General features: G+C 58.8%; 14 protein-coding genes. 2 read left to right on the forward strand and 12 right to left on the reverse strand.

What is annotated here, in order from left to right:
* Positions 1-48 precede the first annotated feature (48 nt).
* Both gatB and AC1ENN_RS09550 read right to left on the reverse strand, forming a co-directional pair.
* Positions 49-1566 (reverse strand): Asp-tRNA(Asn)/Glu-tRNA(Gln) amidotransferase subunit GatB, encoded by a 1518-nt coding sequence (gene gatB, locus AC1ENN_RS09545; protein ID WP_449647039.1) that lies wholly within the window; start codon positions 1564-1566, stop codon positions 49-51.
* Positions 1559-2602 (reverse strand): EamA family transporter, encoded by a 1044-nt coding sequence (locus AC1ENN_RS09550; RefSeq protein ID WP_480405948.1) that lies wholly within the window; start codon positions 2600-2602, stop codon positions 1559-1561. The genes gatB and AC1ENN_RS09550 overlap by 8 nt, the downstream gene beginning before the upstream one ends.
* 71 nt (positions 2603-2673) lie before the next feature.
* Between AC1ENN_RS09550 and AC1ENN_RS09555 the strand changes: the two genes are divergently transcribed.
* Positions 2674-3231 (forward strand): CGNR zinc finger domain-containing protein, encoded by a 558-nt coding sequence (locus AC1ENN_RS09555; RefSeq protein ID WP_449647041.1) that lies wholly within the window; start codon positions 2674-2676, stop codon positions 3229-3231.
* A gap of 84 nt (positions 3232-3315) precedes the next feature.
* Here AC1ENN_RS09555 and gatA read toward each other — a convergent pair whose 3' ends face one another.
* From gatA to AC1ENN_RS09595, 8 genes are all read right to left on the reverse strand, one after another.
* On the reverse strand, positions 3316-4821 hold the full coding sequence (gene gatA / locus AC1ENN_RS09560; protein WP_449648186.1) for an Asp-tRNA(Asn)/Glu-tRNA(Gln) amidotransferase subunit GatA: 1506 nt from the start codon (positions 4819-4821) through the stop codon (positions 3316-3318).
* An 8-nt stretch (positions 4822-4829) separates the two neighbouring features.
* A complete protein-coding gene (gene gatC, locus AC1ENN_RS09565) occupies positions 4830-5144 on the reverse strand; it encodes an Asp-tRNA(Asn)/Glu-tRNA(Gln) amidotransferase subunit GatC (RefSeq protein ID WP_480391046.1) in 315 nt (104 codons plus the stop codon).
* 90 nt (positions 5145-5234) lie between these two features.
* Entirely contained in the window at positions 5235-6524 is a 1290-nt protein-coding gene (locus AC1ENN_RS09570) for an alpha/beta hydrolase (RefSeq protein WP_480405949.1), read from the reverse strand.
* A gap of 192 nt (positions 6525-6716) precedes the next feature.
* Positions 6717-9044, reverse strand: a complete 2328-nt coding sequence (ligA, locus tag AC1ENN_RS09575; RefSeq protein WP_480405950.1) for an NAD-dependent DNA ligase LigA — start codon at positions 9042-9044, stop codon at positions 6717-6719.
* A 67-nt stretch (positions 9045-9111) separates the two neighbouring features.
* On the reverse strand, positions 9112-10269 hold the full coding sequence (mnmA, locus tag AC1ENN_RS09580; protein WP_480405951.1) for a tRNA 2-thiouridine(34) synthase MnmA: 1158 nt from the start codon (positions 10267-10269) through the stop codon (positions 9112-9114).
* Between the two features lie 36 nt (positions 10270-10305).
* Positions 10306-10560: a hypothetical protein gene (locus AC1ENN_RS09585; protein WP_449647046.1), complete on the reverse strand. Its 255-nt coding sequence runs from the start codon at positions 10558-10560 to the stop codon at positions 10306-10308.
* Positions 10560-10928 (reverse strand): ArsR/SmtB family transcription factor, encoded by a 369-nt coding sequence (locus tag AC1ENN_RS09590; protein WP_480405952.1) that lies wholly within the window; start codon positions 10926-10928, stop codon positions 10560-10562. The genes AC1ENN_RS09585 and AC1ENN_RS09590 overlap by 1 nt, the downstream gene beginning before the upstream one ends.
* Positions 10929-11014: 86 nt before the next feature.
* Positions 11015-12205, reverse strand: a complete 1191-nt coding sequence (locus tag AC1ENN_RS09595) for a cysteine desulfurase family protein (RefSeq protein ID WP_449647048.1) — start codon at positions 12203-12205, stop codon at positions 11015-11017.
* Between the two features lie 116 nt (positions 12206-12321).
* Here AC1ENN_RS09595 and ybaK point away from each other — a divergent pair, with 116 nt between their 5' ends.
* Positions 12322-12801: a Cys-tRNA(Pro) deacylase gene (ybaK, locus tag AC1ENN_RS09600; RefSeq protein WP_449647049.1), complete on the forward strand. Its 480-nt coding sequence runs from the start codon at positions 12322-12324 to the stop codon at positions 12799-12801.
* Positions 12802-12806: 5 nt separating this feature from the next.
* On the opposite strand, the gene AC1ENN_RS09605 is transcribed toward ybaK, so the two are convergent.
* Positions 12807-13730 (reverse strand): tetratricopeptide repeat protein, encoded by a 924-nt coding sequence (locus AC1ENN_RS09605; RefSeq protein WP_480405953.1) that lies wholly within the window; start codon positions 13728-13730, stop codon positions 12807-12809.
* A complete protein-coding gene (locus tag AC1ENN_RS09610) occupies positions 13727-15475 on the reverse strand; it encodes a DUF8094 domain-containing protein (protein ID WP_480405954.1) in 1749 nt (582 codons plus the stop codon). The genes AC1ENN_RS09605 and AC1ENN_RS09610 overlap by 4 nt, the downstream gene beginning before the upstream one ends.
* Positions 15476-15621: the final 146 nt, after the last annotated feature.

Below are 15621 nucleotides of genomic sequence, written 5' to 3' on the forward strand. Positions count from 1 at the left end.
CACCAACGGTACTGCCTACGACTGACCCTCGACCCCTGCCGAGCCAACTTATTCGGCTGCGGCTCGCTCCAACACAAGTTCCCGAACCCGAGCAGCGTCAGCTTGGCCCTTCATCGCCTTCATCACTGCTCCGATAACCGCACCAGCAGCCTGAACTTTGCCGTCACGAATCTTCGCGAGAACATCAGGCTGAGCAGCGAGCGCCTCATCGATAGCGGCAATAAGGGGGCCGTCGTCGGAGACCAACTTGAGCCCGCGACTCTCGACAACTTCAGCAGGTGTCCCCTCACCGGCAATGACACCCTCGAGAACCTGGCGGGCCAGACTATCGTTGAGAACACCGTCGTTGATAAGAGTGACCAGAGCCGCGACATCCGTCGGGGTAATCAATGAACTCGGGTCTGCACCCTGAATGTTGGCGAGTCGCGCGATCTCACCCGTCCACCACTTGCGAGCCTGAGCCGCAGTGGTGCCCGCCTCAATAGTCGCTTCAATTTCGCTGAAAAGACCAGCATTATTGACATCGCGGAATTCAAGATCGGTAAAGCCCCACGCCGCCTGAAGGCGACGACGGCGCTCGGCCGGAGGCTCAGGAAGCGCTGCACGCAACTCTTCGATCAACGCGAGCGACGGCTCAACCGGCAGAAGGTCGGGCTCTGGGAAATAGCGGTAGTCATCGGCATCGCTCTTGGGGCGACCGGCGCTCGTGACACCGGTGTCTTCGTGCCAGTGGCGCGTCTCCTGAGTGATCGTTCCGCCCTTCTGAAGAATGGCCGCCTGACGCTGGATCTCGTAACGAACGGCACGCTCGACGCTGCGCATCGAGTTCACGTTCTTCGTCTCGGTGCGCGTGCCGAGCTTTCCGGAACCACGAGGGCTCAACGAAATGTTGGCATCACAGCGCAGGTTGCCGCGCTCCATGCGCGCCTCAGAAATGCCGAGCGAACGGACGATGTCGCGAATAGCCGAAACGTACGCTTTGCCGACCTCAGGAGCATCCGCTTCGGTTCCCGTGATCATGTGCGTGACGATCTCGACAAGCGGAACCCCAGCACGGTTGTAATCGACGAGCGAATACTCGGCACCCTGGATGCGACCGGTAGCGCCACCCACGTGAGTGAGCTTGCCGGCGTCTTCTTCCATGTGCGCGCGCTCGATCGGAATCGTGATCGTGCGACCGCTCTCAAGCTCAATGTCGACAGAACCCTCGAACGCGATCGGCTCATCGAACTGGCTGATCTGGTAGTTCTTCGCCAGGTCAGGATAGAAATAGTTCTTGCGGGCAAAGCGCGAACTCGGCGCAATCTGGCAGCCGAGCGCAAGGCCGAGAGAGATCGAATATTTGATCGCCTCTTCGTTGACGACAGGCAAACTGCCGGGCAGACCGAGATCCACCGGAGTGATCATGGTGTTCGGTTCGGCATCCCCCGCGCCAGCCGCAGCAGGGTTCGGCGCATCCGAAAACATCTTGGTCTGGGTATTCAACTCGACGTGCACCTCGAAACCGAGCGTCGGCTCAAATAGTTCGAGTGCTTTGTCGTAGTCCATCAATTCAGCTTTAGCCACCAGACGATTGTACGTGGCGCAGCGGCACCGTATCGGTACCCGGTTCGAGCGGCGCGGAAGCTGGCGCCAAAAGTGGTTCGTCATCATCACTCGGGATCGCTTCAGCCTCGATCGTGAAGTCGCTGAACTTCTCAGACTTCTCAGAACGAACGAAGGCAATCCCGGCAAGGATGAGTGCTCCACCGATGAACTGCATGAGCGACAAGTTCTCGCCAATCAGTAGCCAGGCGTAAATCGCCGCCGTGACAACCTCAAGCAATCCGACGAACGACGCGAGTCGGGAACCGAGCATCTCGCTCGCCATAATGCTCGTCGAGTAGGCGATACCGGTCGCGACAATACCCACGATGAGCAGCGGAACCCACCACGGAGCGACAATACCGAGCATCGTGACATCCACCATTGGCATCTCGAACGGAACGATACCGACAAGGCCAACGAGTCCGAGGATGACGCCACCGATCAACAGTCCAGCCGCTGCCAGAGCAACCGCGGGAAGCCCTTCGCTCGTGCGCGCCGCAATGACGTAGTAAACGGCCGCGCCAACAGCGGCACAAGCGCCAAAGATGATTCCGAGCGGATCGAGAGCTCCGGATCCCTCTGGCGAGACCACCAAAACCAGCCCGCCAAGGGCAACCACCGAGCCAATAAGAACAACAGCCTTGGGCGTGCGTCGCGAAGTAACCCACGCGAAAGCAACCAGCAGCAACGGTGCCATGTACTCGAGAAGAATCGCGATACCAACCGGAATACGCTCGATCGCCGAGAAGTAGACCAACTGGGTTCCCGAGACGCCGATGATCGCCATCAGGAGGATTCGACTGCGCGCGTACCAGAGCGCGATCCAGCGGCCCTTGAGAGCAAGAATCGCGAACGGCGCCAACACCGCTCCCCCGATGAGCACCCGAAGTGTCACGGCAGCGGCCGGGCTCCACCCGGCTTCGAGAACGGGCTTCACGAGTGCTCCGGATAGTCCAAAACTGGCGGCAGCGATGAGCGCGATGAACATGCCGAAAGTTGTGGAGGAGCGCGTCATGATTGCCGCCTTGAGATCGCATTGACTGGTATTTCTGATGACGCTAGTCTGTGAAGAGATAAGGAGTCAAATTGCAGTTTGCACCTGACACAATCGCGTCGCTAGACTTCGCCGTTGCCATTGGAAATACCCACCGATCCGCCACCAAAAGCGGCATCGACGAACTCGCGACCATCGAACACGTTCACGGATTCTTCACTAAATATCGCTACACCGGCCGCATCGACAACGACCGTGCGGAACTCGCTGAAGTACGCGCCGCCCGCGAGCGCATCCGCAGCATCTGGAAGCTCACTCGCGACGATGCCGCTAGAGAAATCAACGACCTGCTCGCCGAAGCAAATGCTCTGCCGTTCCTCGCCCGCCATGACGAATTCGACTGGCATCTGCACGCTAATTCTCCGGATGCTCCATTGGCCGAACGTATCCAGTCCGAAATTGGACTCGCGCTCGTCGACGTTGTGCGCACAGACTCCATGTGGCGACTCCGCGGCTGCGAAGCCCCCGACTGCGAGGGAATCATGGCCGACCTTTCCCGCAACGGCTCACGCCGCTTCTGCAGCATCCGTTGTGGCAACCGGATGAGTCAGATTGCGCACCGCGAGCGACAAGCAGCTGACAACGCGTAGCCACACACTCGAGAAGGTGAGCGCGTTAGCGCAGTCACCCCGTGCTTATGATAAGCACAGGGTGACTGGCAGAAATGACGCTCCTTAGCCGAGCGAAGGAACCTGGCTCGGCAGGGTGTGACCCCACTGCTGTTCGAGCAGACGCTCAAGGGTTGCACCAACTTCGTAAAGCCGGGCGTCGCCGCGAGCGGGAGCCATAATTTGGAAGCCAGTCGGCAATCCATCCTCGGGAGCAAGGCCCATCGGGAGCCCCATTCCGGGGATGCCTGCAAGGTTCGCCGGAATCGTCGTCACGTCGTTGAGGTACATCGCCATCGGGTCTTCGAGCTTCTCACCGAGCTTGAACGCGGTGGTCGGCGCTGAGGGCGAGACGAGCACATCGGCTTTCTCAAAGGCCGCAGCGAAGTCCCGCTGGATGAGCGTGCGAACCTTCTGTGCACTGCCGTAGTACGCGTCGTAGTAGCCAGCACTCAGGGCATAGGTGCCGAGGATGATGCGGCGTTTGACCTCGTCGCCGAAACCGGCTTCACGGGTTGCTGCCATGACGTCTTCAACGGTTCCGCCACCCTGCGGAGTGACCCGAAGTCCGAAGCGGACCGAATCAAATTTGGCGAGGTTGCTCGAGGCTTCAGCGGGGAGGATGAGGTAGTACGCCTCAACGGCGTACTCAAAGTGGGGAGCATCCACTTCAACGATCTCGGCGCCGAAGTCGGTCAGCAGCTGCAGTGCTTCGTGGAAGCGCTGCGAGACTCCAGCTTGGAAACCGGGGCTGTCGAGCTGCTTGATGACTCCGACCCGAACGCCCTTGAGGCTTTCGGCAGCGGCACCAGCCCGAGCTGCGGCGGCAAATGACGGCCACTGCTCATTGAGCGACGTCGAGTCGCGCGGGTCCCAGCCGCCGATGACATCGTGCAGCAATGCCGAGTCAAGAACGGTGCGCGAGACGGGGCCAACCTGGTCGAGCGACGAAGCCAACGCGATCGCGCCGTAGCGGGATACCCCACCATAGGTAGGCTTCACGCCAACAGAACCCGTGACGGATGCTGGCTGACGAATCGATCCACCCGTGTCAGAACCGAGAGCAAGCGGGGCTTCAAACGCGGCGACCGCAGCAGCCGATCCACCGCCGGAACCGCCGGGAATCCGGTCAAGATCCCACGGGTTGCGAGTTGGACCATACGCCGAGTGCTCGGTCGATGACCCCATGGCGAACTCGTCCATGTTGGTCTTGCCGAGCGGAATCAGGCCAGCGGCACGCAGCTTGGCAACGGGTGTTGCATCGTAGGGAGGAACCCAACCCTCAAGGATTTTGGACCCAGCAGTGGTCGGCATGTCGATCGTGCACAGCACGTCTTTGACGGCAACGGGCACACCGGCGAGCTCGCCAAGTGACTCCCCTGCCGCACGACGCTCATCGATGCGCTTGGCGTTGGCCAGAGCATCCGCAGACACATGCAAGAACGCATGAACCTTGCCATCGACGGCAGCGATACGGTCGAGGTGAGCTTGGGTTGCTTCAACCGAGGAGACGTCGCCGGAACTCAACTTGGTAGCCAGCTCGGACGCCGACAAGCGGGTGAGGTCGTTCAGATCTGCCATTACTGCTCTTCTCCCAGAATCGCGCTAACCGCAAAACGTGAACCATCGTGCTCGGGTGCTCCTGCCAGTGCCTGCTCGGTAGTGAGCGTCACGCCGGGAACATCAGGGCGGAACACATTGCTGAGCGGAATGGGGTGACTCGTCGCCGGAACATCGTCGGTAGCGACTTCGCTGACTTTGGCCACAGAATCGACGATCGCACCAAGCTCGCCAGTGAGCTTCTCGATTTCGTCAGTGGTGAGGGCGATACGGGCGAGCGAGGCGAGGTGCGAAACGACCTCGCTGGTGATCGCACCAGGATTGGTGTCAGTCATGGAGCTCCGAAGATGGGAAACAGACAGGGAACCGTCTAAGTGTATTCGGCTTAGCGCGCAGCGAGGAGCGACAGGGCGAGAGCGGGCACGCTAGCTCTGCGAATGCGAGGTTGTCGCGATAGCGCGTTGCACCACCGGTTCCCCTTCGGCGATTACAAGGTCGCTGCGACCGATGCAGATGAGCGCGAAATTGCGCATCGCTTCGCTACCGGGGGTGAAGTACTCGTTGTGACCGACTGAGCCAGAGAGGGACCGTTTCATAATGACGTCGAAACCGCCGCCAACACCCAATGACTTGGCGCCGAACGACGCCGCTCCAGGATCTGGCCCAAAATACGAGCTATTGGGGATCGGGTCCCAGGCGGCTTCTCCGACGAAAACGTTACCGTTGCGAACGTGCAGATCGTCAACGGATTCTGCGGGGCTACCGGGCGAACCGACCATGGCAAGTGCATCGATCTCAAAGCTGTACTCCGACAACGCCATCATCGCGGCGGTCGTGCCGTACGAATGAGCTACCACTGAGACATACGGCTGATCGGCGCCACGTTCTGCTTGGAGCCCGAGGATCGCTGCCGCAAGGCTGTCTCGACCTTGATCAGCGTTGTCGATTGCTCCGACATTTGTCAGGTTCGGGGTGTCGTAGCCAATCCACGCAACCGTGGCAACTGAATTGTTGTGCACGAATACCGATTGCGCATCGAAGTAATCGAGCCACATCTGCTGCTGGCAATACAGCTCATTGGCTGCATCTACCCAGTACGACATTTGACCTTCAATGGTGAAGAACATGCCGGGAACAAGAAAACTCACATAGTCCGCAGTAGTGAGGTCACCCAGCACGATTGCGGCACGACCCTGACCCGAAACATCGAGCGTTACAAGGGTGCGTTCTGGCTCATCATTGTCATAAACGAGAGCCTCAGAAATCGACGAAAGCATACTCAGTTGCTGATGCGCGTTCTGCTGTACGGCGCGGCCCGCGTCTGAGTTCATCACTGTTGTGAGTTCAGAAATTGTCTGCGTAAGCATTGTGCGATTGCTAGTGTCGCGAATTGTGTACGGAACACCTTCAAGGTTGCCAACCAGCTGAGGAGAAGCGATTTCGAGGGCCGTTCGGCGATCGGCATCGAGGTCGCCCCACCACAGTGCAACTTCTTGGGCCGGAGGTTGCTCACCAAGCAATTGGTCGACGGCCGCGGGTCGAGACTCAAAATACTGAGAAATATTTCCGGCCCTAATGCGCGCAAGCGTGGACAGCGTTTGCGCACCAAAAGATGCTGAAGCGGAGAACACTCCAGTACCACGGTCAACGACGGGGCCCACAAAAGCGGGTGGGGCATCGCTCGTCACTATGGACTCGAAAGTTACTGAGGGCATAGCAGACGCCTCGGTGGCGGGTAAGCCGACAACCGAGGTGGCTATAACAACTGCAATTTCGAATAGCAACGCCGGGTATTCCCCTCAAGAACGATTGCCGCGTGCCATCCCCGCACGCGAACACGTTTTGTATAACCTTAGGGCAAAATACCCCGTTCGGGGGTCGAATGCTTGTTTTTAGCTGGTGAGCAACTAGTCACCAAGAGCTGAAGGCCCCTCGTTGAGGAGCCTCGCAAACTGCGCCGCATCAAGAATCCGGATCCCCAATTCTTCTGCTTTGGTCAGTTTAGAGCCCGCGCCGGGGCCCGCAGCGACATAGTCGGTTTTTTTGCTCACGCTGGATGCCGCTTTTGCCCCAGCCGCGATGATTGCCTCTTGGGCTCCTTCACGAGTAAAGCCGTCGAGACTGCCTGTTGCGACGATCGTGAGTCCAGCGAGAACGCCGTCATTCGACTGGGCGGCCCCGGGGCCAGGATGCCCGGGAGTTGTCCACTGAACGCCGGCGGCAGCCCACCGAGAAACGATCTCTTGATGCCAATCAACTTCGAACCAGTCGGCGACCGAGTCAGCAATAATTTGGCCAACTCCGTCAACAGCCGCAAGCTGCTCTCGGGTTGCCGAACGAATCGCATCAAGCGAACCGAAGTAGTCGGCGAGGGCTCGTGCCGCTACAGGGCCAACATGACGGATGCTGAGGCTCACCAAGAGGCGCCACAGTGGCTTAGTTTTCGCCTCACTCAGATTGGCGATGAGCTTGAGCGCGTTGCTCGAAGGTACGGCGTGCTCGTCGCCAGCAAATTCGGTAGCAGCAGGATCGTACGAGGGATCGGCACCAGCACCCGCTACTTTTCGCAACCGGCTAAACGGCGTGATCGTCCGTTCAGCGCCGTCGTCATCAGTGACAACTTCCCCGGTCTCGGAATCACGCACGGCGACAACGATCGGAAATAGGTCTTCGACCGTGAGATCGAACAGGCCGGCTTCATTGATGAGCGGCGGAATCTCGGGATACTTCGGCTGAGTCAGAGCTCGCGCCACTACTTCTCCAAGCACTTCGATGTCGAGTCCGCCTCTGCTGCCAGCGTGTTCGACCCGCCCCCGCACTTGCGCCGGACAACTGCGAGCGTTCGGGCAGCGCAAATCAATGTCGCCCTCTTTCATCGGGCGCAACGGTGTATTGCATTCTGGGCAGAGTTTGGGCATGACGAACGCACGCTCAGTGCCATCGCGAAGCTCTTCGACCGGGCCGAGGATTTCCGGAATCACATCTCCGGCTTTTCGCAAGACAACAGTGTCTCCGATGAGAACACCCTTGCGCTTCACTACATCCTGATTGTGGAGGGTGGCTTGCCGTACTACTGAGCCGGCAACATGAGCGGGCTCCATTACCGCATACGGAGTGGCCCGACCCGTGCGACCAATACCGACCACAATGTCGAGAAGCTTGGTGTTTACCTGCTCTGGCGGGTACTTATAGGCAATTGCCCAGCGCGGAGCACGTGACGTGGCCCCCAACTCATCATGGAGGGCAAGTTCATCAACTTTGATGACGATCCCGTCGATCTCATGTTCGACACTGTCGCGGTGTTCTCCGTAATAGCGGATGAACTCTGCCGCTTTCTCTCCGGAATCAACTACGCGAAAATGGGTGCTTGTTGGCAATCCCCACGTGGCGAGCACTCCGTAGATTTCACTCTGGCTGCGGATGGGCTCGTGGTGGGCGCGCGTGCCGTCCCACGCTCCAATGCCGTGCACGAGCATCCGTAGCGAAGACAACCTGCGTCGCATGTGCGCGAGCTTCTCTTCTGACTTGCCCTCAGACTTCTGCCGAAGCGAGCCAGCGGCCGCATTGCGAGGGTTCGCAAAAACTTTCTCACCGATGCGAGTCTGTTCCGCATTGAGTTCGCGGAACAATTCGAGAGGAATAAAGACTTCTCCTCGCACCTCAACGATCGGCGGATGCCCTGTTCCTGCCAGACGCTGGGGAATTCCCTCAACTCGAACAACATTCTCGGTTACGTCTTCACCGACTCGACCATCTCCGCGAGTGGCAGCGCTCACCAGCACACCATCGATGTACCGAAGATTGATCGCAAGACCATCGATCTTGAGCTCACACAAGAAATCAATATGGCGAGCGGAAGATCGCTCGACCTTCGCTGCCCACTCCGCGAACTCTTCCACCGAGAACACATTGTCAAGACTCAGCATGCGTTCCACGTGCTCGACAGGGTCGAACAGCGTGGCGGCTCGGCCACCAACTCGCTGAGTCGGGCTATCTTGACTCTGAAGTTCTGGATGATCGAACTCGAGTTGTTCGAGCTGCTTGATCAGGTCGTCGTATTCGGCATCGTCAACGAGGACTTCATCGCGAACGTAGTAGGCGTCTCGCAGTTCGAGAATGCGGGTCGTAAGCGCGGAAACTTCGTCACGCGCGGCTGCGAGAGCCGGGTCAGTCGTCTCGGCGACCTGATCGTCAGATTCGCTCGCTGAACCGGATTTTTCGGTGTTGTTGGCCACAAGTCAAGTCTAAACAGGGCCTACGACGAAACCCGCGCACGGAGGAAATCGGCGGCAGTTATGCAGACTAGACCTGAGCAGGGACCGCAGACACAGACCGTGCGATTGTGCACTGACCCAAGACGCGAGTACCGACGTAGAGCACAGCTGTTTGCCCTGGCGCGACGCCATTGAGAGGCTCGTGAGGGGTGACGACAAGCTCTGGGCCAATCTCATTGCCCTCTGCGTCAACGGCGGCAGGATCGAGTCTGGCAACAGCAGGCATCGGGTCAGAGTGAGCGCGCACTTGGACGTGGCACTCAAAACTTTCGCCTGGCTCAGAAATGTATCCCGACTCAAGCGGGTCGAGTCCTGCCCAAGAAAACTTAGAGCCGGCAATTTCAGCCAATGCCAGCGCTTCGCGTGGTCCGACAACAACCTGGTTGGTCTTCGGTCGAATCTCCAAAACGAATCGCGGCTTGCCATCGTCGGTGGGATAACCCACGTTCAGGCCCTTGCGCTGACCGATCGTGAAAGCGAGAGCGCCCTCGTGCTTGCCAAGGACTTCACCATCGCGGCCCAAAATTTCGCCCTGCTCAGCTCCGACTTTGTCGGCAAGCCAACCACGAGTGTTGCCGTCAGGAATGAAGCAAATGTCATGCGAATCAGGTTTGTTGGCTACGGAGAATCCGCGTTCCGCTGCCTCAGCGCGAATTTCAGCCTTGGATGGGGTCGCCCCAAGTGGGAACATGCTGTGAGCCAGTTGTTCTGTCGTGAGAACGCCTAGTACGTAAGACTGATCCTTGGCCCAGGCCGCTGCGCGGTGAAGCTCGCGATTGCCATGCTCGTCGTCAACGATATTGGCGTAGTGGCCAGTTGCAACGGCGTCGAAACCTAGAGCGACAGCCTTCTCCAATAGAGCAGCGAACTTGATGCGCTCATTACAGCGCATGCAGGGGTTCGGAGTGCGGCCCGCCGAGTATTCAGCGATGAAATCATCGACAACGTCGAGCTTGAAACGCTCGGAGAAATCCCACACGTAGTACGGGATGCCAATGATGTTGGCCGCCCGCTGCGCGTCCATCGAATCTTCGATTGTGCAGCAGCCACGTGCTCCCGTGCGCAGGGTTCCTGGTAGCCTGCTCAGCGCCAAATGCACCCCAACAACCTCGTGCCCTGCCTCGACTGCCCGCGCGGCAGCAACCGCGGAGTCCACTCCGCCACTCATCGCCGCTAAAACCTTCATAAAACCAGTGTACGAGACGCGTTGCTGGGCAAGTTCTTACTGCGGGATGTCGGTGAGGGTCTTCTCGACCCCGGCCAGTCGGCTTTCTACGGCATCCAGTCGCTCAAGGAGGGATCGGTTGGTTTCGAGAGTTTGCTCGACGAGTGCTCGATAGTCGCCGCCGGCTTGGGCGTCAGCCACGTGTTTTGCTGTCTCCGCTTTCTTGTTCACTGCGTTAGTAATGACACCGGCGATGATGCCGGTGATGGCGATTACGCCGATCCAGAACCAGAGACTAAAGAAGATTTCCATTACTTTCCTTTGTGAGAGTTTGTGCTGCCGGGTTGTTTGTCGATTACTTCGGTGGTGTCTAGGTTGTGTCGTTCTTGCGCTGACTGAGCTACCGCTCGAGCAAGTAATGCCGGAGTCACGGTGATGCGAAAGGGCACAACTTCAAAGAACTTGAGTGCTTTGCCGTCGTCGCTGAGCTCGTGATGGCCGGCGACGAAGCCAGATTCTTCGAGCTTTGCGAGGTGCATGTAGAGAAGTGGCCGCGACATTCCCACTCGTCTGGCGAGATCGCTGACGTGGGCTTGTCCGCCAGCGAGTTCCGCGAGAATGCGCATGCGTTGCGGGTTGGCAACGGCAGCCAACCAGGCACCGAGCTCTTCAGAGTTCACGAGCATCCCTTCCTCTGTAATAAAAAACTTACAGATGAAGGTAAATTCTGTCAACGCGCGCGCCCTGAATGCGCCCCAAGGCCACCCTAGGCTTCTGGATAGTGGCCAAGAATCGTGTCCCGGCTCGAATACCCGGCAGCCGTCGCCTGTTCGACCGCACGCGGCAGAGCATCGACGAACTGCGCAATCTCAGCAGCCGTCGTCGTCTCCCCCAGCGAAATTCGGAGTGCGCCCCTCGCCGTTGGCTCATCGAGCCCCATCGCAAGCAGCACATGACTAGCCTCAGGGACTCCGGCCTGACATGCCGATCCAGTCGAGACGCTAAACCCGGCGACATCGAGCAGAAACAGCAAAGAGTCACCCTCGCAACCAGGGAAAGTGAAGTGAACGTTTCCCGGCAGCCTGTGCTCGGGATCGCCTCGAAGAACCGCAGCAGGAACCGCGTTTCTCACCCCAGAAATCAGCTCATCGCGCAATTCACTCAGCCGTCGTCCGGTGTCAGCCAAGTCACCAGTTGCCTCCCGCGCTGCAGCAGCAAAAGCCACAGCACCAGGAGCATCCAGCGTTCCTGATCGAGCTCGCTGCTGGCTACCACCATGAATCAGCGGCGTCACCGTCGCCGAACGCGCAATGACCAGAGCGCCGACCCCGACCGGTCCCCCAATCTTGTGAGCCGACACGCTCAGGGCTGCGACGCCAGCCGCATGAAAGTCGATCGGGACATAGCCAAAAGCAGAGACAGCATCTACGTGCACCGGCACACCGTGACCGTGCGCAAGCGTCGAAATCTCCGAAACCGGCTGAAGGGTACCGACTTCGTTGTTAGCCAAGAGCATCGTGACAAGGGCGACATCATCCGCGAGCGCATCGCGAACGTAATCCACGTCTATGCGACCGAAAGCGTCAACAGGAATCCAATCCAGCACCGCTCCATCGTGCTCGCGCATCCACTCAACGGCATCAATCGTCGCGTGATGTTCGGCTCGCGCAACCAAAATACGTGGGCGGGAAACCTCAGTCGAGTTTCGGGCCCAAAACAACCCCTTGATAGCCAAGTTGATTGATTCGGTGCCCCCTGAGGTGAAAGTCACCTCAACGGAATCCGCACCAAGACTGGCAGCGACCGTCTCTCGCGCTTCTTCGAGCATCCGTTTTGCCGACTGCCCTTGGGAATGTATTGACGATGGATTGCCCACTACCGGCAGTGCCGCAGCGAACGCGTCGACAACGGAAGGACGCATCGGCGTCGTGGCCGCATGATCCAGATAGATAGTCACTGTTTCTCCGCTACTCTCGCGTGCACTCCCCATGGATGCTCGCGTGTCATTACTCTAGATCGCATGCGCCAACGCTTCGACTCCGCCACCGGCCCAACCGAGAGTTGTGAGCGCTGATGGCACTCGGCACCCCCGCAACGGTTGCGCTCGACACCACCGGGATCCCCTTCACGCCGCACCCCTATGAGCACAGCTCACGCGCCGTCGAATTTGGTCGTGAAGCCGCCACCGAATTGGGAATCGAACCCGAGAGAGTATTCAAAACGCTCATGGCGGTGGTCGACGACGAACTCATCGTTGCCGTTGTCCCTGTCTCAGGAAAGCTCGATCTCAAAGCGCTCGCGAGTGCTGTCAACGGCAAGCGCGCGGCGATGGCCGATCCTGTCGTAGCTCAACGTCGCACCGGTTACGTTGTTGGGGGCATCAGCCCCATCGGTCAAAAAACCGCCAACAGAACCGTTATCGACGAAACCGTTGAGCTATTTGAGACCGTGTTTGTCAGCGGCGGAAGGCGCGGATTCGACATCGAGCTCACACCAAGCGACTTAGTGCGAGCTACCGACGCAACAATCGCGGCAATCGCACGCGACAGTTAGCAACGCTAGTAAAGAAGCAGAGTCAATCGGCGACGCGCGTCAACAACTCGGGGATCTTCGGCGCCAGCGATCTCAAAATAGTCGAGCAATCGAGTGCGGATGCTGTTCTTGCCTTCTGCATCAGCGGCAGGATAAAGCTCGAGCAAGCGACCAAACGCATCGCCGAGGTGCCCGCCGGAAACGTCAAGATCGGCGACAGCGAGTTGTGCGTCAACGTCGGTGAGATCTTGAGCTGCCGCGCTGCGCACAGATTCGGCTGTCTTGTTTTCGAGACGAGCGAGTAGCGACACCTGGGCGAGTCCAGCGACTGCCTGCTGATCGCGAGGGTTCTGCGCGATCGCCGTTTCGTACTTCGAGATTGCGGTCGCAAAGTCTCCAGCGGAGATTGCATCAAAGGCCTCTTGGTGCAGCGGTGGTAGCGGCTCTTCGACAGGCTCGTCGGCGCTTTCCCCCGACAGGTCCGGTGCCGGAAGCGTTCCTGTCACATTGCTCTCGGCAGCGAGCGTCAGCACTTGGTCGAGAACCTCTGTGAGATCGTTCGCCGCCATCACTCCGGCGAAGAGCTGCACTGGTCGTCCACCGATAACGGCGGCAACGGTGGGAACCTGCTGCACCTGAAATGCCTGCACGAGCTGGGGATTGCTCGTAGCATCGACTGTCACCAAGGCAAACTTGCCAGAATAGGCAGCGATCGTCGGCTCCAACGTTGGCTCAATGCCTTGGCCGTAGAACTCCACAATCACCGGAACGGTGTTCGAAAGTTCAAGCACCTGAGTGAACGACGCATCGTTTACATTTGTGGCGAATCCCGACGGCTGCGGGGCTCCTCCCGTTCCCGCAGGTGCGGGGGGCGCATTGTGCTGGCGAACCAATGATGAGAGGTCGACTGCACCGCGCAAGCTAGCGGCGTTCAGTGGGGCGTTTGTCAATTCAACTCCGATGCTGCAACAAGTCCTTGGGTGTATCCGAGCAGGACGATCTTCTCTCCACTACCGGCTGCCGGAACATAGAAGAGTAGCTGATCTCCGTAGGTAGATTTGATTCCGGTTTCGGTGATCGAAATCCCCGAAAGCGCCTTCGTCTGACCACTAAAAGTTACTGCGGAGCCTTCTTCTTTTGGCTTCGCAACCTTGGTCTCGTAGAGATGCACGGCAACGATCGCACCAGCGTCAATGGTCGCCATTGCTATGGGATCGGCTGAGCCGAGTTCGTGACCATAGGTGAGCGTGGCCGTAGTCGATAGCTCGGCTTTCTCGGCTTGCTTCACGGCAAGACCGACGTTGACCCGCAGGCTGTCGCCCTCGGCCTCAAAGTCAAGGTAGGAGTCACTGTCGACATCCTGCTCGAGAATTTCGGCGTAGTCGAGTGCCACTTCGGTCGGTGACGAGCGAAGCAAGCCACTGTCTGCTGCCAAGCGTGACGTTCCTACGCTGGCGGCTACGACATCCGGGAACACGATTGAGGGCTCGAGGTTGATCGAGTAGCTCACTTTGTAATTCTCGCGAGGTGACGACTGCTCAAGGAAGAGCGCAATCGGGGCCACAGCACTGTCTGACTCATCCAGGATGATCGTAAATACGGTGCGCGGCCACGAATCTGTCTGCTGTGGAAGCGTCAGCTGCACCGGTCCGTCAGGAACAGCAATGGGTGCGGCAATGGAACTATCTGCCTTGCGCATTTTGTAGTTCGCTAAGCGATATTCAAGGGCAGCTTCGGCAAAGCGTGTCTTGATGAGATCGGTGTCGCGAGATTCGTCTGCTTCGAGCGAAACAGCGCTGACCCGCGCAACGATTTTCTCCACCTGACGCACGGTAACGGCCGGCATCGGGGACTCACTGCCCGCAGAGGTCGACGTGGGGGTCGGAACCGGGGCACTAGCGTCGTCGGCGGAGCCTGACGGTGACGCAATGGTGCATCCGCTCAAGATCAGAGCGCTCAGCAAGACAGCAGGAACAGCAATGCGCTGAGGCGATGTGATCGTCGCGGTCTCGCCGGTCTTTGTCGACCGCCTCGCCGGCTTGTATCGCGGCTTCTTCGGAACCTTAGGCATTTTTTGCGGAGTGCGACGGGGACCGCCAGCACGACGCATGTGGTGTACGGCCCACATGAGGAAGATCAGGCCAAGAAGAAGGATGGCCGCACCGCCAGTGATGAGAGGGGCTGCCCACGGAGTGGTGTTGTCTAGTGGCCACGAAAGCGCAACTCCGCTCGGAACAGGCTCCACCCCATCCGCCGCCAAGATAAACGACACATCAGAGGGGATCTTGACCGTCAGCGCGAGTTCGAGATCGGCCGTGTAGCTTTCGAGCCACAGGTCAGAATCGTAGGGATCGGGAACTTCCTGCTCGGTACCGCTGACTTCTTCGGTGATGAGTTCACCCGTACCAGGGTCGATACTCACCTTGTTGTAGCTGGCGTCACCCACCCACGCGAGTACGTCTGATGTGCTGCCGTAAGCGGCAACGATGCGACCTGGACCAGTAACGCTAATAGTCTGCTTGCCCTCATAGGCGTTCAAAGCTGCTCCATCGATCACCGTCAAGGGGGCAGTGCCATCGAACTCGGCCGACACGCTGACCTCATCTGGGGTCGCAAGAATGGTTTGCTGCGCAATGCCGTAGCCGATCATCACGGCTGCGAGCATAAAGCTAACTATGGCGAGAACGAATCTCACTATCTCTCCTTTCGCGCTGCCTACAGTGACTTACGTCACAAAACCCTTCGCCACGTTGGCGGAACCCCAGTACGGTCTGCAGGTCAAGGGCCCGATTTAGGCGGGTAGGCAACAACAAAGACGTTCAAGAATAGCGGATGGGCGTG

It is taken from the genome of Rhodoglobus sp. G.S.23 (assembly GCF_056675935.1).

What these genes read in the sequence shown, in the direction of transcription:
- AC1ENN_RS09550 (WP_480405948.1), bottom strand. Translation starts at nt 2,602, where the DNA reads ATGACGCGCTCCTCCACAACTTTCGGCATGTTCATCGCGCTCATCGCT.
- gatC (WP_480391046.1), bottom strand. Translation starts at nt 5,144, where the DNA reads ATGACTGACACCAATCCTGGTGCGATCACCAGCGAGGTCGTTTCGCAC.
- AC1ENN_RS09570 (WP_480405949.1), bottom strand. Translation starts at nt 6,524, where the DNA reads ATGCCCTCAGTAACTTTCGAGTCCATAGTGACGAGCGATGCCCCACCC.
- mnmA (WP_480405951.1), bottom strand. Translation starts at nt 10,269, where the DNA reads ATGAAGGTTTTAGCGGCGATGAGTGGCGGAGTGGACTCCGCGGTTGCT.
- AC1ENN_RS09585 (WP_449647046.1), bottom strand. Translation starts at nt 10,560, where the DNA reads ATGGAAATCTTCTTTAGTCTCTGGTTCTGGATCGGCGTAATCGCCATC.
- ybaK (WP_449647049.1), top strand. Translation starts at nt 12,322, where the DNA reads ATGGCACTCGGCACCCCCGCAACGGTTGCGCTCGACACCACCGGGATC.